This is a genomic window from Companilactobacillus baiquanensis (assembly GCF_003946605.1).
Classification (GTDB): Bacteria; Bacillota; Bacilli; order Lactobacillales; family Lactobacillaceae; genus Companilactobacillus; species Companilactobacillus baiquanensis.
Window position 1 is genome coordinate 144,241 of sequence record NZ_RHOQ01000002.1, and the last position, 25,511, is coordinate 169,751.

25 protein-coding genes and 1 tRNA gene are annotated in these 25,511 nt (G+C 34.2%); 17 read left to right on the forward strand and 9 right to left on the reverse strand.

Features of this window, described 5'->3' with window-relative positions; all coding sequences use genetic code 11:
* Positions 1-32: 32 nt before the first annotated feature.
* Positions 33-1,436 (reverse strand): aminotransferase-like domain-containing protein, encoded by a 1,404-nt coding sequence (locus EKM77_RS04400; RefSeq protein ID WP_125592844.1) that lies wholly within the window; start codon positions 1,434-1,436, stop codon positions 33-35.
* Positions 1,437-1,557: 121 nt separating this feature from the next.
* On the opposite strand from EKM77_RS04400, the gene thiD reads away from it, so the two are divergent.
* Genes thiD through EKM77_RS04415 form a run of 3 tightly spaced genes read left to right on the forward strand, consistent with a single transcriptional unit; the run spans position 1,558 to position 3,419 of the window.
* Complete coding sequence (gene thiD / locus EKM77_RS04405; RefSeq protein ID WP_125592845.1) at positions 1,558-2,343, forward strand: bifunctional hydroxymethylpyrimidine kinase/phosphomethylpyrimidine kinase; 786 nt, start codon at positions 1,558-1,560, stop codon at positions 2,341-2,343.
* Positions 2,344-2,354: 11 nt separating this feature from the next.
* On the forward strand, positions 2,355-2,855 hold the full coding sequence (locus tag EKM77_RS04410; protein WP_125592846.1) for an ECF transporter S component: 501 nt from the start codon (positions 2,355-2,357) through the stop codon (positions 2,853-2,855).
* Positions 2,856-2,867: 12 nt separating this feature from the next.
* Complete coding sequence (locus EKM77_RS04415) at positions 2,868-3,419, forward strand: TIGR01440 family protein (RefSeq protein WP_125592847.1); 552 nt, start codon at positions 2,868-2,870, stop codon at positions 3,417-3,419.
* Positions 3,420-3,648: 229 nt separating this feature from the next.
* Here the strand turns inward: EKM77_RS04415 and EKM77_RS04420 are convergent, their stop codons facing one another.
* Complete coding sequence (locus EKM77_RS04420) at positions 3,649-4,941, reverse strand: L-cysteine desulfidase family protein (protein ID WP_125592848.1); 1,293 nt, start codon at positions 4,939-4,941, stop codon at positions 3,649-3,651.
* Positions 4,942-5,132: 191 nt separating this feature from the next.
* Here EKM77_RS04420 and EKM77_RS04425 point away from each other — a divergent pair, with 191 nt between their 5' ends.
* The gene (locus EKM77_RS04425) at positions 5,133-5,765 is read left to right on the forward strand and encodes a pentapeptide repeat-containing protein (protein WP_125592849.1); all 633 of its coding nucleotides are present in this window, start codon (positions 5,133-5,135) and stop codon (positions 5,763-5,765) included.
* 391 nt (positions 5,766-6,156) lie between these two features.
* Here the strand turns inward: EKM77_RS04425 and EKM77_RS11225 are convergent, their stop codons facing one another.
* Positions 6,157-6,246, reverse strand: a complete 90-nt coding sequence (locus EKM77_RS11225) for a putative holin-like toxin (RefSeq protein WP_125592676.1) — start codon at positions 6,244-6,246, stop codon at positions 6,157-6,159.
* 530 nt (positions 6,247-6,776) lie between these two features.
* A tRNA-Lys gene (locus tag EKM77_RS04435) sits at positions 6,777-6,849 on the reverse strand.
* Positions 6,850-7,006: 157 nt separating this feature from the next.
* On the opposite strand from EKM77_RS04435, the gene yycF reads away from it, so the two are divergent.
* From yycF to rlmH, 7 genes are all read left to right on the forward strand, one after another.
* Positions 7,007-7,711 carry a response regulator YycF gene (gene yycF / locus EKM77_RS04440; protein WP_125592850.1) on the forward strand — a complete coding sequence of 235 codons (705 nt, stop codon included), beginning with the start codon at positions 7,007-7,009 and terminating at the stop codon, positions 7,709-7,711.
* A 91-nt stretch (positions 7,712-7,802) separates the two neighbouring features.
* Positions 7,803-9,698, forward strand: coding sequence for a cell wall metabolism sensor histidine kinase WalK (walK, locus tag EKM77_RS04445; RefSeq protein ID WP_125592851.1), 1,896 nt, complete (start codon positions 7,803-7,805; stop codon positions 9,696-9,698).
* Positions 9,688-11,001, forward strand: a complete 1,314-nt coding sequence (locus EKM77_RS04450) for a YycH family regulatory protein (RefSeq protein ID WP_125592852.1) — start codon at positions 9,688-9,690, stop codon at positions 10,999-11,001. The genes walK and EKM77_RS04450 overlap by 11 nt, the downstream gene beginning before the upstream one ends.
* A gap of 2 nt (positions 11,002-11,003) precedes the next feature.
* Positions 11,004-11,816, forward strand: a complete 813-nt coding sequence (locus EKM77_RS04455; protein WP_125592853.1) for a two-component system regulatory protein YycI — start codon at positions 11,004-11,006, stop codon at positions 11,814-11,816.
* A complete protein-coding gene (locus tag EKM77_RS04460; RefSeq protein ID WP_125592854.1) occupies positions 11,806-12,609 on the forward strand; it encodes an MBL fold metallo-hydrolase in 804 nt (267 codons plus the stop codon). Before EKM77_RS04455 ends, EKM77_RS04460 begins: the two co-directional genes overlap by 11 nt.
* 185 nt (positions 12,610-12,794) lie before the next feature.
* Positions 12,795-14,144: a S1C family serine protease gene (locus EKM77_RS04465; protein WP_125592855.1), complete on the forward strand. Its 1,350-nt coding sequence runs from the start codon at positions 12,795-12,797 to the stop codon at positions 14,142-14,144.
* A gap of 381 nt (positions 14,145-14,525) precedes the next feature.
* Complete coding sequence (gene rlmH, locus EKM77_RS04470; RefSeq protein WP_125592856.1) at positions 14,526-15,005, forward strand: 23S rRNA (pseudouridine(1915)-N(3))-methyltransferase RlmH; 480 nt, start codon at positions 14,526-14,528, stop codon at positions 15,003-15,005.
* Positions 15,006-15,011: 6 nt separating this feature from the next.
* Here rlmH and EKM77_RS04475 read toward each other — a convergent pair whose 3' ends face one another.
* On the reverse strand, positions 15,012-16,025 hold the full coding sequence (locus EKM77_RS04475) for an NADP-dependent oxidoreductase (RefSeq protein WP_125592857.1): 1,014 nt from the start codon (positions 16,023-16,025) through the stop codon (positions 15,012-15,014).
* Between the two features lie 158 nt (positions 16,026-16,183).
* On the opposite strand from EKM77_RS04475, the gene EKM77_RS04480 reads away from it, so the two are divergent.
* From EKM77_RS04480 to EKM77_RS04490, 3 genes are all read left to right on the forward strand, one after another.
* Entirely contained in the window at positions 16,184-16,522 is a 339-nt protein-coding gene (locus EKM77_RS04480; RefSeq protein WP_125592858.1) for an ArsR/SmtB family transcription factor, read from the forward strand.
* Positions 16,519-17,208, forward strand: coding sequence for a type 1 glutamine amidotransferase domain-containing protein (locus EKM77_RS04485; protein ID WP_125593080.1), 690 nt, complete (start codon positions 16,519-16,521; stop codon positions 17,206-17,208). Before EKM77_RS04480 ends, EKM77_RS04485 begins: the two co-directional genes overlap by 4 nt.
* A gap of 183 nt (positions 17,209-17,391) precedes the next feature.
* Positions 17,392-18,702, forward strand: a complete 1,311-nt coding sequence (locus tag EKM77_RS04490; protein ID WP_125592859.1) for a dicarboxylate/amino acid:cation symporter — start codon at positions 17,392-17,394, stop codon at positions 18,700-18,702.
* 660 nt (positions 18,703-19,362) lie between these two features.
* Here the strand turns inward: EKM77_RS04490 and EKM77_RS04495 are convergent.
* Together EKM77_RS04495 and EKM77_RS04500 are read right to left on the reverse strand one after the other, a co-directional pair.
* Positions 19,363-20,439 (reverse strand): AraC family transcriptional regulator, encoded by a 1,077-nt coding sequence (locus EKM77_RS04495; protein ID WP_125592860.1) that lies wholly within the window; start codon positions 20,437-20,439, stop codon positions 19,363-19,365.
* A 260-nt stretch (positions 20,440-20,699) separates the two neighbouring features.
* The gene (locus tag EKM77_RS04500; protein ID WP_125592861.1) at positions 20,700-21,731 is read right to left on the reverse strand and encodes an SDR family oxidoreductase; all 1,032 of its coding nucleotides are present in this window, start codon (positions 21,729-21,731) and stop codon (positions 20,700-20,702) included.
* 126 nt (positions 21,732-21,857) lie between these two features.
* On the opposite strand from EKM77_RS04500, the gene EKM77_RS04505 reads away from it, so the two are divergent.
* The 3 genes from EKM77_RS04505 to EKM77_RS04515 all read left to right on the forward strand — a co-directional run bounded on the left by EKM77_RS04505 (position 21,858) and on the right by EKM77_RS04515 (position 23,999).
* Positions 21,858-22,418 carry a TetR/AcrR family transcriptional regulator gene (locus tag EKM77_RS04505; RefSeq protein ID WP_125592862.1) on the forward strand — a complete coding sequence of 187 codons (561 nt, stop codon included), beginning with the start codon at positions 21,858-21,860 and terminating at the stop codon, positions 22,416-22,418.
* A 227-nt stretch (positions 22,419-22,645) separates the two neighbouring features.
* Positions 22,646-23,503, forward strand: a complete 858-nt coding sequence (locus tag EKM77_RS04510; RefSeq protein ID WP_125592863.1) for an SDR family oxidoreductase — start codon at positions 22,646-22,648, stop codon at positions 23,501-23,503.
* A gap of 49 nt (positions 23,504-23,552) precedes the next feature.
* On the forward strand, positions 23,553-23,999 hold the full coding sequence (locus EKM77_RS04515; protein WP_125592864.1) for an Rrf2 family transcriptional regulator: 447 nt from the start codon (positions 23,553-23,555) through the stop codon (positions 23,997-23,999).
* A gap of 64 nt (positions 24,000-24,063) precedes the next feature.
* On the opposite strand, the gene EKM77_RS04520 is transcribed toward EKM77_RS04515, so the two are convergent.
* Positions 24,064-25,002 (reverse strand): nucleoside hydrolase, encoded by a 939-nt coding sequence (locus tag EKM77_RS04520; RefSeq protein WP_125592865.1) that lies wholly within the window; start codon positions 25,000-25,002, stop codon positions 24,064-24,066.
* 18 nt (positions 25,003-25,020) lie between these two features.
* Positions 25,021-25,449: a MarR family winged helix-turn-helix transcriptional regulator gene (locus EKM77_RS04525; protein ID WP_125592866.1), complete on the reverse strand. Its 429-nt coding sequence runs from the start codon at positions 25,447-25,449 to the stop codon at positions 25,021-25,023.
* Positions 25,450-25,511: the final 62 nt, after the last annotated feature.

A 25,511-nucleotide genomic window follows, 5' to 3' on the forward strand; every position in this document is an offset into this window, starting at 1 on the left:
ACCCCTAATTGAAATAGTTATATTTAAATATACTACTCTTTACTTAACGTCGCGCGTAATTGCTGTTGTTTATCTAAATCAAAATTAGCAAAATTAAATCTAAAGTCTTTTCTGCTAGTTCCATAAATGGGACCAGGTTTTACAAGAATATTTTTCTTAAGAAGTTTTTCAAAAATTTCGGGATCAGTTTGTTTGATCCACAAATAAAATCCGCCTTTAGGTGAATTAAAATTCCACTCAGATCTGTATTCATGCAATATTTGAGTGATATTTTTCCTGCGCTTAGTGAGTTCTAGCTTTAATCCAGCTATTTCGCTATCAAAAGATTCATCGGTTAAAGCTAAATTTGCCATTACTTGTGCCAGCATGCTAGGTACTATATCTAATTTTTTTTGAACTTGTAGAAGTCTTTGACCTATTGCCCTCGGGGCGACGATCCAGCCAATTCTGGTACTTGAACCTAGAAGTTTAGAAAGGGAACTAATGTAGATGACATTTTCTGGTGCTAAAGATTTAAAGGTAGGAACTTCATCTTTTTGATCAACTAACCAACCAAATACATCATCTTCAATTATGGCTATTTGATAGTCTTGACAAAGTTTGAGAATTCTTTGACGCTGTTCTAAAGAAATGATCTCACCAGTCGGATTTTGAAAAGTCGGGTTTAAGATCAATAATTTTATACGATGTTTTAAAATAACATCTTCTAATACGTCTAAATCGATTCCAAAAGGAGTTAGGGGTATGGAAAAGGTGCGGACTCCCACAGTTTTAAAAAGGGCACTTGAATTGAAATATGATGGTTTTGCAAAAGCGACCGAATCTCCTACTTGCAAAAGGCTGCGTAAAACTAATAATAATGATTGCTGGGCTCCACCTGTGATCAATAAGGTTTGGTCATCAGTTTTAAATTGATTTTTTTGTTCATGTATTTTTCCAAGAGTTTCTATTAAGGGTAAATAACCAGCATCTTGAGACTGTTTTTGTGCTAATAAAAAATTGTGCCAATTTATTTGTAGAGAGCCAAGTTTGGGAATTAATTCCATAGGTAATTCATTGCCAGCTCCATCCAGAAGATTGTCGTTATTCAAAGCTCTAGCTTGAGTGATTTCACTTTGATAAGAGGAATAAGTTGTTTTTTTATTCTCTAAAAATAAATTCCAGTTTACTTTAGTTGGTAAAGAATGAATTTGCGGTAGTTGGGAAATAAAATTGCCACTGCCGCCTTTTTTTATGATCAATCCGACTGATGATAATTCTGATAAGGCTCTGCTTACTGTTGAACGGTCGACCTTAAAGGTATCAGCTAATTTTCTTTCTGAAGGTAATCTTTGGCCCGGGAGAAGTTTCTCTTCTTGAATCAAACTACGAATTAACTTAGTTATGGCTAGATATTTGGGTTTTATATCGGGTAAATCATCGTACCAATTGATCATTAGTATCGTCTCCAACTATTTTTTTCTTCAGTATAATAATTGGCTGGATAAAAAACAAGCCAATTGGCGGTTGTAGAAATAATGCTCTCCAGTAATATTTATTAGTAATGGGGGTGAATGAATGGAGGACATTTTAACAATTGCCGGATCAGATAGTTTGGCTGGTGGTGGGATTCAGGCTGATTTAAAAACATTTGAAGAATTGAATACTTTTGGGGTAAGTGCTCTGACTAGTATTGCATCGATCATAAATAATGAAGTGATTTTAAATCAGATAAATTCAGCGGTTATCTTACAACAATTGGATTCAATTTTGGATCAGTTGCCAATTCATTTCGCTAAAACGGGATTGTTGGGAGATGCATCAGCTTTAAGAATTGTTTGTAATAAGTTAAGGCAATACGATTTAAAACTAGTCGTAGATCCGGTTCTGGTTTTCAAAGAAGGCAGTAGTCAAATAGAAGCTGATTATTTAGAAATTATGAAGGATAAATTAATACCATTAGCATATGTGATCACGCCAAACTTAGAAGAGGCAAAGAGACTAAGCGGGATATCTCAGATTACTACTAAAAATGATTTAGTCAAAGCAGCCAAAATAATTCAAACTTTTGGGTGTCCCAATGTTGTTATTAAAGGTGGTGCCAGATTCTCGGATGATCAAGCGATAGATTATTTAAGATGTGGAAATATAGATTACTGGTTTGAGGGTCCTAAAATTGATAGTCAAGCCATTGATGGAGCTGGATGTACTTTTTCCGCCGTTATAACGGCTAAACTTGCAACCGGACAATCGTTACCTGAATCAGTAAATTTTGCAAAAAAATTTGTACGTGCAGGAATTAAAAGTGGTGTCAAAATAAATTCTCAGTTGGGCAGTGTCTGGCAAGGCGCATACCGAAATTAGGAGTAAAACTAATGAAAAATAATTCAATAAAACAAATAACTTTAGCAGCGATTTTGACGGCCATGACGGTTAGTCTTTCGTTGCTTGTAATAATTCCTATTCCGGCTACTAAGGGAATAGTTACTCTTTGTGAGGTAGGTATTTATACTAGTGCAATTTTATTTGGAAATCCGATGGGATTCACAGTTGGAGCAGTCAGTGGTTTTTTAATTGATATTATATCGGGATACCCAGAGTGGTGCCTGTTCTCTTTGATCATCCATGGTCTTCAAGGTGGAGCGGTTGCGTACTTTACTCCGGAAAGAAATAAGAGAATTAAAACAACAATTGTACCGTTACTTATTGGAAGTATCATCATGGTAGTTGGATATTGCTTAGCGACCGCATTATTATTCGGCTGGCCAGCAGGTATAGCATCAATATTCAGTAATATTATTCAAGTTGGGTTTGGTATGGCAGTTACATTGCTTATTGTTGAAAGTTTGGTTAAGTTCAAACCTAACTTGGTTTAGGGAGTGTTTTTGATGGATTTAAATAAAATAGAAAAAGATTTAGACAGTATCATTAAAGATGTTTTAGAGGCGGCAAAACTAAAAGATGGAGATTTATTTGTCTTAGGTTGTTCAACTAGTGAGGTAGTTGGAGGACATATTGGGAAAGATTCAAATTTAGATGTTGGTGAAGTTATAATTAAGACTTTATTAGCAAATTTATCTCCAAGAGGCATCAAATTAGCTGTTCAAGGCTGTGAACATATTAATAGGAGTTTAGTAGTTGAGAGATCAGTCGCAGAACATAATAATTTTGAAATAGTTACAGTCGTACCAGCACTTCACGCTGGAGGAGCGGCTTCCATTCAAGCCTTTAAACAGTTTAGTGATCCAGTTGAGGTGGAACATGTATCAGCGCAAGCGGGATTAGATATTGGAGATACTTTCATTGGAATGCATGTTAAATTTGTTCAAGTACCTGTTCGTCCTACAATTCAGACGCTTGGATCAGCTCATGTAACCGCACTACGTTCACGACCTAAATATGTTGGTGGTCCTAGAGCTAACTATGATCCAATAGATTAATATTTATAGACGAAAAATTTATCAAATATTCAATCAAAAGAGCTCAGGACAAAATTATTTTGTCTCGAAATATGCAGCATAAACGTGGAACAAAACATAGCTTTTTCCGCTTAAAACAAATAGATCCAGTAATCTAGTCAGATTACTGGATCTATTTGCCTTAATGCTCGAAAGCTGGACATGTTTTGTGCCACTCTTCTAGTTATTGCATATTTAACGAAATTAATTTTTACTTACTCATCATAATATCTAAAATTACTGGATTGGTTTCTTTTAGACCTTCAGTTGCAAAGACACCAAGTCCTCTAATTGTTTGGTCGATATCGTTACCGACTAAACCGTTATTACTAGGAATACTAATACCTTGTATTGCTAAATTCATTGAACGATACATTGAAGATACAGATGACGCTACTTTCATGGCACATGAACAGCCTGCGCCATCGCAAACCATTCCCACAGCATCGCCCATCATATTATTAATAGTAGAAACCGCCATATCATAATTGTCTTCTAATAGATAAATGCAGCCAACACCAGCTCCCATTGACGCGGAGTCTACGGCACAATATGCCGATAAAACAGGTAAAAATGCATGTATATAAAGTGCAGTCAAATGGGATAAAGTAAGAGCTCTGATCAATTTCTCTTCTGATGCATTTGCATATTTGGCAGTTACACAAACGGGGATCGTTGCAGCGATTCCTTGATTACCTGAGCCAGAATTGGTCATGGCTGGTAGTTTTGATCCACCCATTCTAGCGTCTGAAGCAGCTGATGAATAAGAGATAATTTTATTGGATAAGTCATCTGCTGTTGATTTTAGAGGAGACCTTTGAATTGATTTTCCTAATTTTAGACCATAATCATTACTTAATCCTTCTGAAGCCAGAGCCATATTTAGAGTTGCAGCTTCTTTTATAAATGTTAAATTTTCTAAAGGTTCATCTCGACTAAATTTCCAAACATCTTTGAGGGTAATATTTCTCAAGAATTTTTGTGAGTCTGAAATTGATGCAGGTGCTGGACGATCTTTAGAGAAAATTACTTGATCATTTTTTTTGATCAAAAAGATATTTGTGTGGCCACCAGCAATACAAACTTTTACAGTATCTTTTTTGTCTGTAACATTAACCTCAACGTAAAGTTTGTCTTCAACTGGTGCGACTTTTACGGATACTTTTTCAGATTTAACTAATTTATTTATTTTTGGTAAATCTTCATCAATTAAGCCAGCTATGACATTTAGTCCAGCAGTCGGATCACCTGCAACGGCACCTGCAGCGGCAGCTATCAGTAAACCGGGTTTTCCAGTACCTGGGACGATAACAGCCATTGCATTTTTCATGACACCTAAAGAAACGCTAATTTCGATCTTTTGAATATCTTTGTTTTCAAGATATGCCATACAATTAGCAGCTCCAAAGGCAACAGCAACGGGTTCGGTACAACCGGTCGCCGAAGTAACTCCTTCTTTTAGAGCTTTAGTTAAGTTTGTTCTAGTTTCATTTTGTAAGCACATAATCAACGTATCCTTTCTTTGAATGAGTAGTTGATCAGCCTAGATACTGATTCCGTACAAAAGTATATCATTAATGAAAACGCTTTCCTAATTGCAAAATTAATTATAGAAAAATAGTGATTAATTTCACTATTTGACCTAAAATTAAGTTAGAGTACCAGTATTAAACTGGTGAAAAGAGGTTTTTAATTATGGTTGAACAAATAATGGATAAAAGCTTTGTAACTAAAAATTTATCAAATAGAGATTACAATAATGTACGTTTTAAGGATGTAAATTTTTCACATGCAGATCTTGATGGAATCGATTTTGAAAATTGCTTATTTGAAGATTGTGATTTTTCACATGCATCGTTAAAAAATGCTTCTTTAGTTGGAGCTGATTTACGTGGATGTGATATGAGTTACAGCGATATTTCTGGGGCAAATATGTTTCATTCTATGTTAGAGAATGCCGATCTGACGGGAATCGTCTCAAATGAAGGTACTAAGCATTTTAGATTGCATTGTCCAGAAAAAGGAGCATTTTTAGGATATAAGAAGTGCTTTGATTTTCGGATCGTTAAACTATTAATTCCAGCTGATGCCGCTAGAACATCTGCAACGGCAAACTCATGTCGGTGTAATAAAGCTAAAGTAATGACTATTGATGATATGTATACAGATGACATTTATCAGGATGCCATATCATACGTTGATCCAAACTTTGTCTATCGTGTTGGTCATATGGTCGTAGCAAAGAACTTTAATCCAAACCGTTGGGACGATTCGACCGGAGGTATTCATTTTTGGATGACTCGTAAAGAGGCTGAAGGGTATATGTAGTTTACTTTTTGAACATTCTTATAATCATCGATTAGTATATTAAAATCATTGGATGATGCGGTAACAATAAATGATCCACAATTAATGCTGAAATGTATGAGGGTATTAAAGAAATACAAAATATATTGATAGATGCAGATAAGAGAGCAGGAAATCATTTCTAAACAAAAAATTGTAAAGAATTTTAATTAATATTAGTTATTGAATATACTAATATGTCTGTTCAATAGATGTATTCATGTTAACGTGATACAATATCAGTGTACTAAAAAGAGGGATGCTATGAACATCCCCCCAGATAGCCCGTTTAAGACGGTGGCTATTGATTATTAATACTTATAAAACTTAAAAATAACCGTAACTAGCCAAAGTTAGACGGTTATTTTTTTGCTCATTTCTTATCACTATGAATGTATGATAACAGGGCAATTAGAAATATACCGAATGTTAACATAAGATTCAAAGCGTCTGAAACAGACAAAATGCTACTCCTTTCATAGGATATGAATAACTTACAGTAAGAAGACCATAAGCATCACCGCCTTTAAAGTCGTAGCCACCGTCGTTAACTTGCTATCGCTAATAATTATCTATTAAAAAAATTGAAAATGAATAGCAATATAGATAATTCTTAAGGTAATTTATAAAATCCGATGAATCTGAGGCCATAAAAGGGATACAAAAGGTTGTATCTCTTTTTTGATAAGGTGTAACCTCAAATTAGCATTTTAAAACGAACATGGTCAGTTATGTCAGGCCCTAAAGTAAAATAGTTAATCATTTGAATTGTCGGAGAATATCGAATTGTTAACATTTAAAGCATTACAATATTAGATATAAAAAAGCCATCACAGAAAATGTGATGACTAACGCCCGTCCAGTAAATTTATTTTGTTGTAACTGACTACCAAAAACTTAAATTACATAGATATTTAAGTTGTTCGATAAAAATAAAAAACCAGTTATACCAATGCTTTAAGCAATCGGTGTAACTGGTTAAATGTTATATTATGGGTGGCCAGGGGATCGAACCCTGGACCCACGGATTAAGAGTCCGTTGCTCTGCCAGCTGAGCTAGCCACCCATGTGATCTATCAATCAACGAGTTATATCATACCATAAGAAACAAATTGTGGGCAAGGGTTTTTTAAATAAAATTTTTTATTTTTAAGGTTAAATTATGCTGATTTTGTTTTAATATGACATAACTAGTATAATGGTCAAGTCAAGGAGAGATGAATATGGCTAAGAAAATTCTAGTAGTAGATGATGAAAAACCTATTTCAGACATTGTTAAATATAATCTTGAGAACGAAGGCTATGAAGTAATAACTGCTTTTGATGGTCAAGAGGCATTGGATAAAGTAGAAGAAGAAAATCCTGATTTAATTCTACTAGATTTAATGTTGCCTGTAATTGACGGTCTCGAAGTAGCTAGAACTGTTCGTAAAACTAAAGATACTCCGATTATTATGTTAACCGCCAAAGATGCAGAAATTGATAAAGTTATCGGTTTGGAAATAGGTGCAGACGATTATGTTACAAAACCATTCTCCAATAGAGAATTGGTTGCCCGTGTTAAAGCACGTTTAAGAACGCAGCAACATGCTCAAAGTGAAGATAATAAAGTAAGTGAAATCAAAATTGGTGACCTAACTATTCTCCCTGATGCTTATACTGTAACTAAAAATGGTAAAGAGATTGAGTTAACTCATCGTGAGTTTGAATTACTTTATTATTTGGCACAACATATTGGTCAAGTAATGAAACGTGAACACTTGCTTCAGACAGTTTGGGGATACGATTATTTTGGTGATGTCAGAACGGTTGATGTTACTGTTCGTAGACTCCGTGAAAAAATTGAAAATAATCCTAGTCAACCAGAATGGCTAATGACCAGACGTGGTGTGGGATATTACTTGAGAGATCCTGATTCTGAAGTTTAAAATTAAACTGACTTGTAACATTGAGTCAGTTTTTTTGTTGTCTTCATAGCTGTATAATGTAACTAAGACTGTAATTTATGGGTGAGAAATTTTGAAAAATAGATTTGCTTTTTTACATTCCATTAATTTCAAAATAGGACTGTCATTTATTCTAATTTTGATCGTTACTATTGAAATCATTGGAGCATATTTTGTTAGGCAATTAGAGGAACAAAACGTTCAACAGTTTGAGGATTCTGTGGTCATTCCTGCCTATCGTTTGAATCAGGTTTCTGAAAGCTTGAATGATAATGATTCAAAAACTAAAGAAAATATCAGTAATGTTATACAAGATTATACAAGAAATAATAACGATATTACTGATGTACAAATAGTCGATCGTAACGGCATAATTGTCGGAACAAAAGACGTAGATAAAGATTCTATCGGAACAAAAACTCTGAAGGATCAAGTTAAAAAGAGTATCAGCAATGATAAGAAGATAACTCAAATCTACTATGATAAGGCAACTGGTAGTTCTTATGAATCGATTTCACCAGTTTCATCACCTGATAACAGTACGGTTGTGGGGGCTATTTATGTTAGAGCCAGTATGGAATCTGTTTATTCAGGTATAAATAACATTATAGTTATTTTTCTAACAGCTTCATTAGTAGCTGGATTACTTGGTGCTGTGATCGCAATTTTTATTGCTCGTGCGATTACTAGACCAATCGATGAAATGAAACAACAGGCTGTAAGGATGGCCGAAGGAGACTATTCTGGTCAGGTTCGTGTTTATTCTCCTGATGAATTGGGACAATTGGCAATGGCAGTTAATGATCTGTCAGTTAAAGTTGAAGAGGCAACTGAAAACTCTGAATCTGAACGAAGGCGTTTGGATAGCGTTTTGACCCAAATGTCAGATGGGGTTATTGCCACTAATCGTTTAGGAAATATAACGGTTATCAATGAAATGGCTCAGGAGTTTTTGAATAAAGAAGAAGGAGAAGCGGACGGAAAATCTCTTGTAGAAGTATTAGGAGTTGAAGACCGTATTAACTTTGATCAATTATTGGAAAATCCAGAACCAATGATCATTGAAACTAGTGATCTGCCTGATAGTGACGACGACGATGACGACGATAACTCTTTGATTTTAAATGCTGATTTCTCATTAATTCAAAGAAATAGTGGTTTCATCAGTGGTATGGTTTGTGTTTTACATGATGTTACTGAACAGCAAAAGATTGATAGTGAGCGTCGCCAGTTCGTTTCAAATGTTTCGCACGAATTGAGAACGCCATTAACAAGTATTAGTAGTTATATTGATGCATTAAATAATGGTGCATGGGAAAATAAAGATCTAGCTCCGCAGTTTTTAAAAGTTACTGCTGAAGAAACCGATCGTATGATACGTATGATTCAAGATCTGTTAAATCTTTCGCGTATGGATCAAGGACGCTCTAAGTTAGACAAAGAATTAGTAAACTTTAATGAATTCTTTTCTTACATCTTAGATCGTTTTGATATGATGCTTAAAAAAGAAAAGGCCGATGCCAAAGAAGACGATAAGAAGATCGTAAAAAATTATCGGATCAAGCGTATTTTTACCAACAAGGATTTGTGGGTAGAATTAGATACTGATAAAATGACACAGGTAATGGATAATATCATCAATAACGCTATCAAGTATTCACCTGATGGTGGCGTTATAACGTGTCGCTTATTGGAAACTAATAAACACATTATTATTAGTATTTCTGATCAAGGTCTTGGTATCCCAAGAAAGGATATTAAGAAAGTCTTTGATAGATTTTATCGTGTTGATAAGGCTCGATCACGTAAACAAGGCGGTACTGGTTTAGGACTATCCATTTCTAAAGAGATCGTTGAGCAACATAAAGGTAGAATTTGGGTAAACAGTGCCGAAGGCAAAGGCTCAACATTCTATATTTCTCTACCTTTTGACCCTAATGAGACTGGAGGAGAATGGGATGAAATTTAGTCGATTAGTTGTACAAGTTCTATTAGTATTTGCTGTTATAACCAGTGTTATTTTGTCCTATTTTATCTGGACGAATACAGCTCGATACCAAAGAGGACGCAATGTAGATGTTACGACTTCGGAATCTGATAAAAATAAAATACCGATCAACCAAGTTATCAGTCCTACTCAAATAATTTGGCAAGATGGTAATGATCAACGTTTGATTTATAACAATGAAGAAAATATTTCTTTTAGTGTTCAAAATGTAATGAATGATTGGAAATTTGATCGTGTAACACGTGTCTTTAAAAAAGACGGTGCTAGATATCAAAAGACGATTCAAAAGCATAATGACATTCAATTAGTCTATCCAACTGCTATAACGGTCAGGATGCTGGGCTATTTGTTAGATAGCACAGTATTAAAGCATTCTTCTGACTATTCATTCAACAGAATTATTATTAATTTAAATGATAAGAAAGATAAAAATATATATTTAGCAAACGATAGTAACTATGCGGTTTACAAAGTTGGGGTTAGAGATGCTTCAGCAGAACCAATTTTGAAATTGGCTAAAAAAGCTAATATAGATTTGAAAGTACGTTTAAACTTGATGAAGCATGGAGTATTCACTTTCTATACCGAACCTATAAAGATGCGAACTTATTCCTATGTTATTGATGAAAAACAAGATAGTGAATATACTACTTCGCTTTTTGATGCTAACAGCGATGATTTGGTCACTTCACAAGATGGAGAAACTTATACCTATAATTATAGTGAAACGAAGCGCTTGATATCAGACCATGATAGAGGTGAGCTGACGTTCTACGATTATACTGACACATCAGTGCCAAAGAATAAGTTGGCCTTTTTCCAGCGAGGCTACAATAAGGCGGTCAATTTACAAAGTTCAGTCTCTAATTTACGTTTGTATGATGCCGATTGGAATGATAAGGATCTTGTTTTCCGTGAATATGTTGAAGGATTCCCAATCTTTAAAAAGAGTCAGTTTGGATCCATTAAGATCAGCTTTGGTAGAAATGGAACGACTGAGCACTTTTTAAATAAAGTTCTAGAAGTCCCAGTACCATCATCTAATTCAGAAACAACTTTGAAATCAACAACGTCCATTTTAAAGGGCTTAGATAAAGCTGGTTATTCAGTTAATGATATTCAAGATATTCAAGCTGGATATCAGTGGGAAAGTGAATCAGAAAATCAAGATGTAGTTGATTTGACACCAACCTACTATATTAAAATCGATAATCATTGGCGTCCATATCAGGAATGGACTAATGAATCTGCAGAGGAGGGATAGTAATGGATTTTCGAAGAATTGAAATTATCTTCTTGATAGTTTTTGTATCATTAGATTTATTCTTGGTACTATCTTTCCGTAATAGTCAGCAAATTGTGACTAGCAGTAGTACGAACACATCAACGATTTCAGAAATGCGCAAACGTGATATAAGTTTTGGCAAATTGGATACAAAGAATGGCTCAGCTTATTATTTAGGTTCAAAGCCAAATAATGCTTTGGTTAATAATGTTGGAAAATTACGTGATCAAGAATTCCAATATGACGAAAGTTCTCATAAGTTGACTAGTTCTTTGAATACTCCTATTACTGTTACTAAGTCTAATACCGTTAAGAAGTTGCATAGCTTTATGAAACGGGAATCAAATGTCCTTTATGGAACAGAATATAAATATGTTCCACAATTATCCACCAGCTCACAAGTAGTTTTCGCTCAAACTGATGAGTCGCTTGGTGAGATATATGACAAGACAGCACAACTGACTTTTACAGTTAATGATGATAAGGTAACAGGATATACTCAGACTTACGTAAATGACGTTATGATCCTGCACGAAAAAGAAGCTACTAAGAGTGAAAAAGATGTAATTATAAATTTGTACACTAACTCTGAAATTTCTAATAATTCTAAAATAACCTATGCTAATTTGGCATATACAAAACTTCTTGAAGCCAAGGGTAGTACGATCTATATCCCAGTTTGGTTCGTAACGGTTCAAAATCGAGACAGCAAAGTTAATTCTTTAAAGAAGGTTAATGCCTTTACAGGAAATGTAATAAAAAGTTCAACAACAGGAGACGATTATAGTGAGTGATGATTTAAAAATAAGTGTTTTGGCCAGTAGCAGTTCAGGCAATGTTACTTATATCGAAACTCCTAAGCACCATGTTTTAGTAGATGCAGGGATGTCCGGAAAGAAAATCAAAGAATCATTGGCAAGTGTTGGTAAAGATATCAATACGATCGATTCTTTATTTGTCACACACGAACACTCTGATCATATAAAAGGCGTCGGCGTTCTTGCTAGACGTTATGATTTAAATGTTTATGCAAATAAGAAAACTTGGGATGCTATGATGCCTAAAATTGGTAAAGTACCTGAGGAAAAAATCAATCTTTTTGAACACAATAAAGTAATGACCTTGGATGATCTGGATATTGAAAGCTTTGCGGTATCTCATGATGCAGCTGATCCACAATTTTATAAGTTTTATCATAATGGTAAAGAATTTGTTATTTTGACCGATACGGGCTACGTTTCAGAACGTGTTCAAAAAACAATTGAAAATGCTGATGGATACTTATTGGAATGTAACCATGATGTAGAGATGTTGCGTAATGGGATGTATCCTTGGCCTTTGAAACAGCGTATTTTGAGTGAAAAAGGTCATCTATCAAATGATGACGGAGCGCACACTTTGATGGATGTTATTGGAAACAATACTAAACAGATTTATCTTGGACATTTAAGTCATGAAAATAATACAAAAAAGGCTGCCCATACAGCTGTGGCTGATATTTTGGAAGATCATGACTTTGGTGTTGAACACGACTTTTCAATTCATGATACAGATCCAGCAATTGCAGATCCTTTGATGACCTTGTAAGAGTGAAAATACCTAAACATCGAATAATTGTGTACTTTCAATTATTCGATGTTTTAGCATTGTGGCGGTAATATTTTAAAGTTGATTATGTTTGGTTTTTTCTTAAAAATATCTAATCTAGTTCATAATTTGTTCAAAATTTAAGGTTATATTAAGAGTAACGAGTATTGGAGAAGTGAATACGTATGGATAATAAACATAAAACTGATTCCAGAGTTGAAGAGAAAAAGCGCAGTTCAAACGACCATTCAGTGCTAAAAATGGCGATTGTTGCCTTTGTTTCGGCCATGTTAGGTGTTGGAATTGCTTTTGCTGGATTCTCTTACTTCGGAAATAGAGTTGCTGATACGGCTTCTAGTGGATCTCCTGGAACTACCCAAGTTAGTGATTCTAAGGCAAATACTTCCAGCACGATGTCTGGTGCCTATAAAAAGGTAAGTAATTCAGTAGTTTCGGTAGTTAATTTACAAAGACAAAGTAAATCAAGTGACGGAGATCTTTCATCTATCTTTGGAGATTTGTTTGGTGATAGTAATTCCGATTCCAATAGTAATTCGGATTCAACTGACGGTTCTACTGATAATTCTGGTGATTCAAGTACCGATAGTAATTCGGATAATTCAGGATCTAGTTCAAACTTGCAAGAATACAGTGAAGGATCCGGTGTGATCTACGCTAAACAAAATGGTAAAGGTTATATTGTAACTAATAACCATGTTGTTTCCGGTTCAGATTCATTGGAAGTTATTCTGGCAGATGGAACCAAATTATCTGCAAAATTAGTCGGAACTGATTCTACTACTGATTTAGCTGTTCTAGAAATAGCCGGTGATAAAGTTCCTGCTACATCAAACTTTGGTAATTCAGATAATATCTCACCAGGTGATCCCGTGATTGCTATTGGTTCTCCACTAGGAAGCCAATATGCTACGACTGTAACTCAAGGTATCATTTCAGCTACAAATAGAACCATTGAAACTCAAGATCAAAATACTGGTCAGGCTAATGGTGAAGCAACAGTTATTCAAACAGATGCTGCTATTAATCCTGGTAACTCAGGTGGACCATTAGTAAATTCGGCTGGACAGATCATTGGTATTAATTCTATGAAGTTAGCATCAAGCACTGATGGTACTTCAGTTGAAGGTATTGGTTTTGCCATTCCAAGTAATGAAGTTGTTAAGATAATTAATCAACTAGTTAAAAATGGTAAAGTCGAACGTCCTTCACTAGGTATCAAAGTGGTGGACTTAGATCAAATAACAGATGATTCTCAATCTAATTTGAAATTGCCAAGTAAAGTAACTAAAGGTGCGGTTGTATACAGTACAACTTCTGGATCAGTTGCTAAAAAAGCAGGTATTTCTAAAAATGATGTGATCGTTAAACTTGGAGATAAAAAAATAAGTTCGGTTGCTGATCTTCACAGCGCATTGTATTCGCATTCAGTAGGCGAAACAGTCAGCGTTCAATATTACCATAACGGTAAGCTGGAAACATCAAAGGTTCATTTAACTAAAAAAACTTCTGACTAAAATGAGGTGTGTGACTATTATTAAAATAGTTTCACGCCTTTTTTTGAACATTAATTAATAATTTGCATATTTTTTTCGTCTTTTTGGAGAATGAATAAAAATATTCTTTCCACATATGTGGATAACTTGTGTATAAGTGGGAAATTATTTATTTTAACGTTGTCGAAAAGTTATCCACAATAAACTATCAACTTGTTGATAAGTGTCAATAACTTGACATTTTAAATTTAGAAAACGCTTTAATATCAAGTGTTATAGCTGTTCCACAAGATTATACAAACTTTTGATCAATTGTGGATAATGTGGGTAACTAAATAATTCGATTTTTACAATTTGGCAAAAAAGCTATTTTTGCTTATTATATTTACGAGGGGAAAATAAATGAACATTAAATTAGTAACAGTTGGTAAATTAAAAGAAAAATATTTAAAGGCAGGTATTGCCGAGTATTCTAAGCGTTTGGGAGCTTTTTGTAAGTTTCAAATTGTTGAATGTCCAGACGAAAAAGCCCCCGAAAACTTGAGTGATGCAGAAGATGCACACGTTAAAGAAGTCGAGGGCGAACGAATATTATCTAAAATCAAAGATAAAGAATATGTAATTTTGTTGGATCTACGAGGTAAAGAACTAACATCAGAAGAACTCGCTAAAAAAGTTGATGACTTATCCACATATGGAACTAGTGATATTACTTTTGTCATAGGTGGATCACTTGGTGTAAGTCCTGAAGTGACAAAAAGAGCCGATTATAGTATTTGTTTTGGAAAATTTACTCTACCACACCAGTTGATGCGTTTGGTAATGACAGAACAGATTTATCGCTCATTTATGATTATTAATCATCGAACTTATCATAAGTAGTGACGATTAATCATTAATGGAAATAATGATTTTTCCTTTAGCATGACCACTTCGAGAATAAGTCAAGGCTTTATTTATATCTTTAAATTCAAAAGTGCGATCAATAATTGGTCGTACTTTTTTATTTTCAATCATTTTTGTAATTGTGGATAATTCAGATCCACTCGGTTTCATGAATAAGAAATTGTATTTAATATTGTTTTGCTTTTCTAACTTAGTGAGATCTCGTGTTAAGAATTTTAATAATAATTTTTTCCAATACGATAACCCATAATTGGTGGCAAAATCAGCATTTGGCAAACCGGAAACACTGACGATTTGACCACCAGGTTTAACGATCTTAAACGATTTTTTTAAAGTTTCACCACCAATAGTATCAAAAACAGCATCATAATCGTTTAAAACATCTTCAAAATTTTGTGAGTGGTAGTCGATAATTTCATCAACACCTAAAGATTTTACTAATTCAAAATTTTTTGGACTGGTAGTTGTAGCAACATATGCACCAAGCTGTTTAGCAATTTGAATTGCAATTGTACCGACACCACCTGAACCTGCCTGAATTAAGACTTTTTGATTAGGTTTTAATTTTATCAAATCATGTAATGCTTGATAGCTGGTTAAAGCCACTAGCGGAATGGCGGCAGCCTCTTGGTAATTTAAATTTTTAGGCATTAATGCAATATCGTCTTTACTAACTGATAGATATTCAGCAAATGTGCCGATGCGTTGTTTTTGAGGGCGTCCGTACACGGAATCACCAACTTTATACGTTTTAACGTTTTTACCTATGGCTACAATTTCTCCTGCAAAATCATTTCCTAAAATTAAGGGCATTTGATAATTTAAAAGCAATTTTAAATCACCAGCCATTATTTTAGTATCAATTGGATTGATACTAGTGGTCATTATCTTGACCAAAACATCATTGGATGCGGGAGTGGGTTTTTGAATGGATTGTATTTTAAGATTAGTTTGCTTGTAGTGATTTATTGTGGCAACTTTCATTTTTTTTGACATATTATTCCTTCAAATGGTTTATTTTTTTAAACGGATGATGATTATAATAATTACATGGATTAAAAAAGTCAATACAATAATTTATTGATATTAATGCATTGACTTTAATTATATTAAATGTTTCAATAGTTTAAAAATATAAACCATAGAGGCTTTAAATGTCAGAATTAATAAAATTGAAACATGAATTCGCTAAATCCAGTGATTTTTTAGTAGCATTGGGAGATAAAAAAAGACAGAATATTATTATTGCTTTGATGAATCAAAAAGTTATTCTTAGAGGTCTTCAAGTGACTGATCTTGTAGAAGTAACAGGGTTGTCCCGTCCCGCCGTATCACATCATCTAAAGATTTTAAAAGATGTAAACTTAGTTGACTATCGACGAGAAGGAACGAAAAACTTCTATTATTTAACGCACGAAAACAAAGAATTTAAAAAAATGAAATTACTCTCAGAGCATGTGATGGAGGTAGTCAAATGCAATCGTCAAATATAAAAAAGGTTCTAATTGTTTTAACTAATACTCTAAAGTATGGGACAAAAAATGAAGCCACTGGATTATGGTTAGGTGAAGCTACAGAGTTTGCCAAGATCATTCAAGATGCAGGTTATAAAATTGACTACGTTAGCCCTAAGGGGGGATTTGTACCGCTTGATCCTCGTAGTATGAAGTATATTGATGACGAGATTATGGATTTTTACGAATCTGAAGATTTTCAAAATCGCGCTTTGAGAAATTCATTAGCACCAGACGAGATTGATCCTGATGACTACACAGCAATCTATTATGCTGGTGGCCATGGAGTAATGTGGGATTTTCCTAACAATATTCCTATTCAACAAATCGCTTCAAAAATTTACCAAAATGGTGGTTTTGTGACCTCTGTCTGCCATGGCATTGCTGGATTGTTAAACATTAAATTACCTAGCAATAAATATTTAATTTCTGGTCATAAGATTACATGTTTTACAAAATCAGAAGAAGTTTTGGCGGGTAAGAATAAACTTGTTCCATTTTTTAATCAAATTGCGGCCGAAAAACGTGGAGCTGATTTTGTAAAAAAACGTGCCTATCGTGAATACGCAATTCAAGATGGACAATTGATAACAGGACAAAATCCATTTTCAGCCAAAGCTGTCGCAAGACTGCTAGTAAAAAATCTTAACAAAAAAATTGGATAAATATCAAAAATTTTAGGATAGTGAAATAATCTACAAGGAAGCGCTTTCGTCGCCTCCTTTTTTTGTTATTCTAATAATGTTCTTTGCCTCAGTAATTAAAAATTACAAAGGAGGTGTAAGAAAGTTTAGTTATTGAGCAAATCTAAAAGAACAATAAAGAAATTTATCAAAAAGAGGGATTTGATGAATGTAACAATGAATTTAACTACTTTATTGGTTTCTTTAGTTGCCTGTTATTTTATTTATGTGCTGAATAAAAAGACCAATTTTACATTTACTTCGGTAGTGGCTTTGATAGTTGGTATAGTCATAGGACTTATCTTTAAAGGAGATACTTCTTATGTTGCCGTTCTGGGAACTATTTATACAAGGGTCATTTCAATGATGGTTATTCCATTATTGATGGTTTCACTGATAAAAAGTATTTACTCAATGCAATCTTTAAAACAACTAAAAAAAATAGGGTCGAAATCACTTTTCTGGTTACTTTTTCAGACGTTATTAGCAGCAATCGTCGGTGCTGCATTAGCTGTTGGATCTGGTATTGGTAAAGGCAGCCATTTGAGTGTTGTGAATGGATTTAAAGTTGAGAAAATTCCAAAATTTACGGAAGTAATTACGGATTTCTTTTCTGATAATCTATTCACTTCAATGGCTGAAGGAAAAGTTATTCCAATTGTTTTCTTCTCGATTATTGTTGGAATTGCCGTAGTAGCCTTATCAAGTAAACGTCCGAAGTCAATGAAAACATTTAAGGCTTTTATTGATGACTGCCATGATATTGTCTATCAAATTATTCGCGTAATTATTAAATTTTTACCATATTCAATTATCTTTTTGATGGCAGATACAATTGGGACTAGTGATGCTAAAGCTTTGATGCCACTAGTAACAATTATCGTTTTAGCCTTTGTTGGTTGTTTCTTCCATATGTATGTAACAGACAGTATTTTATTGAAGCTTGTTGCTAAAAGATCACCGGTTCAATATTTTAAAAATATTATGCCGGCCCAACTGATGGCTTTCTCATCAAGAAGTTCATCTGGAACTTTGCCTTTATATGTTGAATGTCTGACTAAAAAAGAAGGCGTTTCTGAAAGTATAGCTAATTTTGTAGGTCCATTAGGAACTACGGTAGGAATGTCGGGATGTGCTGGGATATGGCCGCCATTACTATCAATTTACGCTATGAATTCATTGGGTATGAATGTTTCTTTGCTTCAAGTTGTTGTAATAGTTCTACTTTGTCCAGTAGTGTCATTAGGAACAGCTGGGGTTCCGGGCGGTGGCATTATGCTTGCAACAGCAATGTTTGTAACGCTTGGATTACCCGTAGAATTGGTAAGTATCTTTGCTGGGATTGATGCTTTTGCCAATATGGCAAGAACAACTACTAATGTCACTAGTTCAATGGTGGCCGCAACCTTGGTCAATGCTTCAGAAAACAAGGTAGCAGTAGCTGATTCACCAAAAACAAAGCCAGCTATGGCTTAGATAGTTGAACCAAATATATTCAGCTTTCTAGTATGAATAAAGATCACAATTCTTGATGGATTGTGATTTTTTATTTGGTCTTTGAATGCCGTCTCCAGTTGAAAACGAGAAAAAGCCCGCTGTGAGGAACGCTTGAAGTCACGGTCTTCAAGCTCGATTTTGAACTTCGCAAAGTGCGCGAATTTCAAAATACGTCCTGTGCTGTAAGAACGAGAAGTACACTCGTTCTAACACCACGTTCACGGCGGGTTTTTCTCGTTTTCAACTTCCGACTGAATTGTACTTGAACTGATTTTTGTCCATCGTTATATAGATAAATAGTAAAAGGTAGCAAACAGATAAAAAATCTATTTACTACCTTTTGTACATTGTACGTGTATCAAAACATATTTTTTTACTAAAAACACACGATCTTAGTAGGCTTCGTTACATGATATTCCATATAAAATTAAAACCAACATTTAGCAACTGAGCATGAGAAGTTTTGGCAGCAGTGCAAGTGGTGTTAAGGCTTTAGCCTTTACACCACAGGACGAGTTTTGAAATTCGCGTACCTTGCGAAGTTCAAAATCGAGATTGGAGACCGTGGCTCCAATCGGTCCCAGTGCAGCCAAAGTTTCTCATGCTCAGTTGCGGCACCCCCAAATACTCACCAGTAATTTATTTTGAATTAACAACATCTTGATAATACTTAGGAGTAAAACCAGTTCTTTCTTTAAATGATTTACTAAAGTGGCTCTGATTACTAAAATTTAACGCTGAAGCGATGGCATTTATTGACATTGAAGTATTTCTTAATAGGTATTTTGATTCAGATACTTTTTTATTAATAATGAATGTTCGTAAAGGTGTTCCAGTCTCGTGTTTGAATAATGACGATAAGTAACTAGGATTCATATCTAAGTAATCGCTGATAGTGTCATTATTTATCGGTTTGTAAATATTAACGTTAATAAATTCAACTGCATCATTAATACATTTAGAATTGTAATTTTTGGCGTTGTTTTTAAGGAGACTGTAATATTCAACGGCAATATGCTCTATGAATAACTGAATATCGTCGGAGCTTTGAATTCTATCTAATTGAATCGTTAATTTGTCAGTTAACCTTAAGGTTATTCCTACTGGGCAATTTTTTCGTATACAAGTTCTTGAAACTAAGGTTAATAAAATAATAATGCGATATTTTTGAGAAGTGAGTTTATCTTTTGATAGGGGCGTATTACTTAAATTTATTATTTTATTAAATAGTATTTGTACGTTTTGTTTATTACCTCGAACAAGTTCATGCATTGCTATTTCTTCTAATTGAAATTTATTCTCAATATTGTACATTTTGAAATCTTGATTAAAATTATTTTCGATATTGCGACGATTTAAATTTTGAGGAAGATTGATCAAATCGGATGTCATTTTATCTGACTTTAAAAAATCAACGCCAATTTCAACGTATTTTTGCATATTAATTAGTTGTTTGTCGAGTCTGCTTTGTTCTTCTTCTGTGACGGCAAACATGTATTCAGCGTCGTTAACTGAAAACTTAGTTGCGGCAACAATATCTGAACTAAGTTTTAAAATATTAACTGTTTTAGAAGTGTTTCTATCCCAAAGTTTTTCGGAAATCGTATTGAGAAAAATAGTGTCATTGATTTCATACTCAAATATACAAACCTTATTTTTATACAGAGCAAATGGAATAGGTGAAATTTTTTTAAGGAAAGGCACTTTAGTGAGCATGGTAAGTTGTCCTCCTAAGTATAATTATTCTACTGTTACAATATACACCATGTGAAACCGATACAACTAATGTAAAGTGAATAATTATTAGGTGATTAACGGACTATTTGTTCTATCATATTGTAACTTTTAAAAAGTAGATTCTATATCTAGTATTGCAAAATTGTAAAGCATACAAGATGTTCCATGTGAAACAATTTACCTTTTAAATATGTCACTATATTAAAATTATTATTGATGTTTGAAAGCAGATACAAATTTTAATTCACGATTCCTAGATCGATCATAGATTGTGCAGTTGCAATGATGGCGTCTTTGGCCGAACGGGGATGCCAATCTAATACATTTACTGCCTTCTTATTACTAGTTTCTGCGTAAACACCTAACAATGATGCAACCATTTTTAATTGAGGATCAAATAAGGAGGCCAACTTTATCAAAAAATTCGGCATAACTTTTGTAGGGAGAACACTTGCATATTTTGGGAATGCTTCTCTTAAAATGTTAGCAACATCAAGCATTGAGAGTGTTTCGCCTGTTGTAGCCAAAAAGCGTTCACCATTTGCTTTAGAAGATGTCATCGCTAATAAATGTAAACTGGCAACATCACGAACATCAACATATCCAGAATCTACATTGGGTACTGCTTTAATTTTACCTTCAAGTAATTGTTGAATTTGGATATTGGAATGTGAATAATCTGAAGCTAAGACCGGTCCCATAACTCCAACGGGATTAACAACGGATAATTCGAGCCCGTTACCTTCAGTTTTAATAAAATTCCAAGCGGCATGTTCAGATAAAGTTTTGGATTTTTGATAAGGATGGATATTTTTTGCCTCTAAATTAGACCAGTCTTCTTCGGTATAAGGAGTGGTCCTATTTTTGTGGCCCGCAAAGATTGCACCATAAGCTGACGTTAAAACAACACGTTTAACTCCTTGATCACGAGCCGACCTTAAAACTCTCAATACACCATTAACAGCGGGTTTAATCATTTCATCTTCGTTTTTAAAATTTAATGTTGGGGTTGGGGAAGCAGGGTGAATAGCATAAGTTGCTCCCTTCATAACATTTTCCCAATTCTTGTCTGAAGTTAAATCGGCTTTAGCAAATGACAAATTTGAGAAATCTGTTATTCCACCTTGAGTTAGTAATTTTTTAACTAAATCTATTTTCTTTGAAGATCTAACAGTAGTTCTAACTCGATAACCTTGTTGTAATAATTGAATAATAATATGTGATGCAATGAAACCACTTCCGCCTGTTACTACTACTAATTGATTTTTCATATTTAATACCTACACTTTTTTTATTTACTATCGTTACACTTGTAACATCTGTAAATGCATATTACAATGTGAGTAGTAAATATTCAAGCAAACAAAGGGCATCTGTGACAGAAAGGAAAAATTGTAATGGCAGCTACTAAACATGCACAATTAATTAAGCAAGACTCTCAAACTTATTTAACGACAGCATTACTAAAGTTATTAGAAAATAAAAATTTCAACGAGATTACTATTAGTCAGGTCGTTAAAATCGCCGGCGTAAGCAGAATGGCATTTTATAGGAATTTTGAGACACTTGATGATTTGTTGAAAGCCTATTTTGAACCATTGATACGGAAAAGATTTGAAGAGATTAAAAATAAAGTGTCTGAACGAGAGAAATTAGAAAGTATAGGAGTATTTTTCACTGATTATGCCGATATTTTAAAATTATCTTCAGAACATGGATTTGAATATATTATCAAAGATATTTTTAATCAGAATATGATAGATTTTTATGAAAATTTATCTTTGCCTAAAGATTTAAGTTCTATTAAAAGAAAGTATTGGACTACTTTTATGAGTTCTGGTGTCTATGCGATTTGGCGAGAGTGGCTGATCGGTGGTAGAAAAGAATCTTTAGAGGAGATACATTCGATATTGGCAAGTTTTCAAAATTCGACAATGCAGTCATTGATCAGAGCGTGATATAAGGCGGTTAGAGACCGAGCATATCCTAGGATATCGAATAATTGTGTACTTTCAATTGTTCGATATTCGTAGATAAGCGGAGGTCTCTGCCTTATATCACGCGTTTAAATAAATCATAATAAGATGGTTTATTTTTTTAATTAAACTTGTTGACAATAAAATAACAAGTTGTTAAGATAATACCTGTAATTAATAAAACAACAAATAAAAGAAGGTAAATAAATATGAAATATGCAATTTCAGCTGCAACTGGTAATTTTGGACAAATCGTGATCCCTGAACTATTGAAGAAAATCAATGCTAGTGATATCACCGCTATTGTTAGAAATACTGATAAGGCAAAAAAGGTTTTACCAGCAGGTATAAATATTGAAAAGGCCGATTATACTGACAAGGATGCTTTAACTAAGGCTTTAAAAGGAATTGATAAGCTATTATTCATTTCTTCTGTTCCTGGTGGAGCTATTCCTCGTGAGACACAACATAAAAATGTAGTTGACGCTGCTAAAGATGCTGGCGTAAGTTATATTGCCTATACTAGTTTTGCTAAAGCAGATGATGCCAAGTCCGCCTTATCATCTGACCATAAAGCAACCGAAAAAATGATCAAAGAGAGCGGCATGAAGTATTCATTTTTACGTAACGCTTGGTATTTAGAGAATGAAACAAGCTATCTTAAAGCTGGAGCAAATGGACAAGATGCTCTATATGCTGCCGGAGATGGTAAGATTGGCTTTGCCTTGGAACGTGAATATGCAATTGGAGCTGCCAAAGTTATGGAATTGGACAATGCCAAAAAAGTTTATGAATTTGCTGGCAAACCAGTTTCATATGCAGAACTAGGACAAGCAGTGAAAGAAGTTACAGGCAAAGATTTTGAATTTAAGAGTGTTTCTGATGATGAATACCGTACAGGTTTGATCAAATCTGGTTTTGATGAAGGAACTGCTGATGTCTTTGTTGGTATGCAAAATATGATGCGTGATAATGAGTTAAATGTTTCATCTAGTGATCTTCCAGACGTTTTAGGTCATGAACTAACTCCCCTTACTGATGCAATCAAAGAAATTTTGAATCGCTAGGTATTTGAGTATAATAGGGTGAGTATGTTTTAGAGAGGAAGTGACCATCATGAAGTATTCCTATAAGTTGAGTGATGCAATTCATATTTTAGTTTATATCGATATTATTCCAGACGAGAATATTAGTAGTACCGATATTGCCGAAAGTATTGAAGCAAACGCCAGCGTTGTTCGTAAATTGATGGCAAATCTTAAAAAAGCCGGTTTGTTAGACAGCCAAGTGGGTGCAGCACATCCAAAACTTGCTAAACCAGCTGATACGATCACACTATTAGATGTTTTTAAAGCAGTGGAAACGAATCATGAACTATTACATGTTGATCCAAGAACTAATATGGATTGTCCAGTTGGAGCAAATATCCAGCAAACACTTAATAGTGCTTATGAAAGAGTGCAAAAGGCTGCCGAAAATGAAATGTCGAATCTAACGATTCAAGATATGATCGATAATATTCAAGATTTACGACAAAATAAAAAAAATGGTACCGAAAATTAAATTTCGGTACCATTTTTTTTGGAAATGCGTGATATAAGGCAGAGACCTCCGCTTATATCATGCCCTATTTTTCATAACTTTGAATTGAATCAAAAATATATTTAACAAAGGCTTCACGATCAACGTCTTCAAGAACTTTAATGTTATTTTCTTTTGAAGCATAGACACGGCGATCGGGATAGGTCATACCGCGGAATTCATCATTTGTAAGTGAAACATCGATTGGATAACTCTCACTCTTAGTAAATAGTTCTGGTGCGATCAAGCTGATAACTGCACATGCGTCATGAACGGGGATTTTTGTGTGGCCATTTTTAAGTTCGGCAGCGGAATAGAATTCCATGATCGAACTTGCCATTACGCCAACATGACCGAGGTCTTTAATATGATCGATCTCGTCCATCTTCATATAGGCTTTGTTTTCAGTTAAATTAAGTCCTGAAAGTGTAATAGGCAATCCAGATTCAAAGACGATCTTTGCAGCTTCCGGATCAACATAGGCATTAAATTCAGCTGCTAAAGTAATATTTCCTTGTAAAGTTGAACCACCCATAATATAGATATGTTCAATATTTTCTTTTACTTCAGGGAAAACCTTGAGTAGCAGAGCAATGTTTGTTAGTGGTGCAGTGGCAACGATATTAACTTTCTCGTCACAGTTTGAAATACGATCATATAAATATGTAACGGCGTTATTACTTGTTAATGGATAGTCTTTACTATTTTCAGGGAAGTCATATCCATCCATACCGGTTTTTCCATGAACTTGACTAGCAGTTTCAATTTCTTTAACTAATGGAGTTGCTTGACCAGAAGCGAGCTCGGCGTTTGAACCTAAAAATGTTAGTAATTTTTTGGCGTTCGCTGTCACGTAGTCCAATTGAACATTTCCACCAACGGTTGTTACACCGATCAGGTCTGCCTTTTCAGGGTGGGCTAATAGAACGGTCAATGCAATGGCGTCATCAATACCAGGATCACAGTCCATAATTACTTTTGTCATTACTTAATTACCTCACTTTTAATTGTTTTTTAACTTCTCAGGTAGTTTTTGCAGAGCATGCAGGAATCCTCTTCGTTCAAAGGCACCCAAACTAGAAAGAATTTTTTGATCATTTTCTTTCATAAAATCGTCGATCTTGTCCTGCATATTTTTAGCACGGGGCAAAATAATGATCTTTTTGAGTCGTGAATCGCTTTTAACCGGTTCACGTTTTATCAAGTCGGTTTTTTCCATATTTTTTAAAATGTTAGTGGCCGTAGAGCGTCTAATATTAAACTCTGACTCAATGTCCTTTTGAAAAGTTTCTTCATTTTCTGGAATATGAGCTAGAAAGTCAATGATTTGGACTTGAGTTCCAGTTAAATCATATTTAGCCGCAAAATCATTTACGCTTCTTGATATTTCATTTGATGCGACTTTGATTAAGTGAGCCACATTACTCGACATAGTATCCTCCTAAGATTTTCAGTATTACAGACAAATTATAGCATGTGATCCAACAAAAAAGA

Bases quoted from the DNA above. Each gene is read 5' to 3' on its own strand.
- EKM77_RS04400 (WP_125592844.1), bottom strand. From the start codon at position 1,436: ATGATCAATTGGTACGATGATTTACCCGATATAAAACCCAAATATCTA.
- thiD (WP_125592845.1), top strand. From the start codon at position 1,558: ATGGAGGACATTTTAACAATTGCCGGATCAGATAGTTTGGCTGGTGGT.
- EKM77_RS04410 (WP_125592846.1), top strand. From the start codon at position 2,355: ATGAAAAATAATTCAATAAAACAAATAACTTTAGCAGCGATTTTGACG.
- EKM77_RS04415 (WP_125592847.1), top strand. From the start codon at position 2,868: ATGGATTTAAATAAAATAGAAAAAGATTTAGACAGTATCATTAAAGAT.
- EKM77_RS04420 (WP_125592848.1), bottom strand. From the start codon at position 4,941: ATGTGCTTACAAAATGAAACTAGAACAAACTTAACTAAAGCTCTAAAA.
- EKM77_RS04425 (WP_125592849.1), top strand. From the start codon at position 5,133: ATGGTTGAACAAATAATGGATAAAAGCTTTGTAACTAAAAATTTATCA.
- yycF (WP_125592850.1), top strand. From the start codon at position 7,007: ATGGCTAAGAAAATTCTAGTAGTAGATGATGAAAAACCTATTTCAGAC.
- EKM77_RS04450 (WP_125592852.1), top strand. From the start codon at position 9,688: ATGAAATTTAGTCGATTAGTTGTACAAGTTCTATTAGTATTTGCTGTT.
- EKM77_RS04455 (WP_125592853.1), top strand. From the start codon at position 11,004: ATGGATTTTCGAAGAATTGAAATTATCTTCTTGATAGTTTTTGTATCA.
- EKM77_RS04465 (WP_125592855.1), top strand. From the start codon at position 12,795: ATGGATAATAAACATAAAACTGATTCCAGAGTTGAAGAGAAAAAGCGC.
- rlmH (WP_125592856.1), top strand. From the start codon at position 14,526: ATGAACATTAAATTAGTAACAGTTGGTAAATTAAAAGAAAAATATTTA.
- EKM77_RS04475 (WP_125592857.1), bottom strand. From the start codon at position 16,025: ATGTCAAAAAAAATGAAAGTTGCCACAATAAATCACTACAAGCAAACT.
- EKM77_RS04480 (WP_125592858.1), top strand. From the start codon at position 16,184: ATGTCAGAATTAATAAAATTGAAACATGAATTCGCTAAATCCAGTGAT.
- EKM77_RS04490 (WP_125592859.1), top strand. From the start codon at position 17,392: ATGAATGTAACAATGAATTTAACTACTTTATTGGTTTCTTTAGTTGCC.
- EKM77_RS04495 (WP_125592860.1), bottom strand. From the start codon at position 20,439: ATGCTCACTAAAGTGCCTTTCCTTAAAAAAATTTCACCTATTCCATTT.
- EKM77_RS04500 (WP_125592861.1), bottom strand. From the start codon at position 21,731: ATGAAAAATCAATTAGTAGTAGTAACAGGCGGAAGTGGTTTCATTGCA.
- EKM77_RS04505 (WP_125592862.1), top strand. From the start codon at position 21,858: ATGGCAGCTACTAAACATGCACAATTAATTAAGCAAGACTCTCAAACT.
- EKM77_RS04510 (WP_125592863.1), top strand. From the start codon at position 22,646: ATGAAATATGCAATTTCAGCTGCAACTGGTAATTTTGGACAAATCGTG.
- EKM77_RS04515 (WP_125592864.1), top strand. From the start codon at position 23,553: ATGAAGTATTCCTATAAGTTGAGTGATGCAATTCATATTTTAGTTTAT.
- EKM77_RS04520 (WP_125592865.1), bottom strand. From the start codon at position 25,002: ATGACAAAAGTAATTATGGACTGTGATCCTGGTATTGATGACGCCATT.
- EKM77_RS04525 (WP_125592866.1), bottom strand. From the start codon at position 25,449: ATGTCGAGTAATGTGGCTCACTTAATCAAAGTCGCATCAAATGAAATA.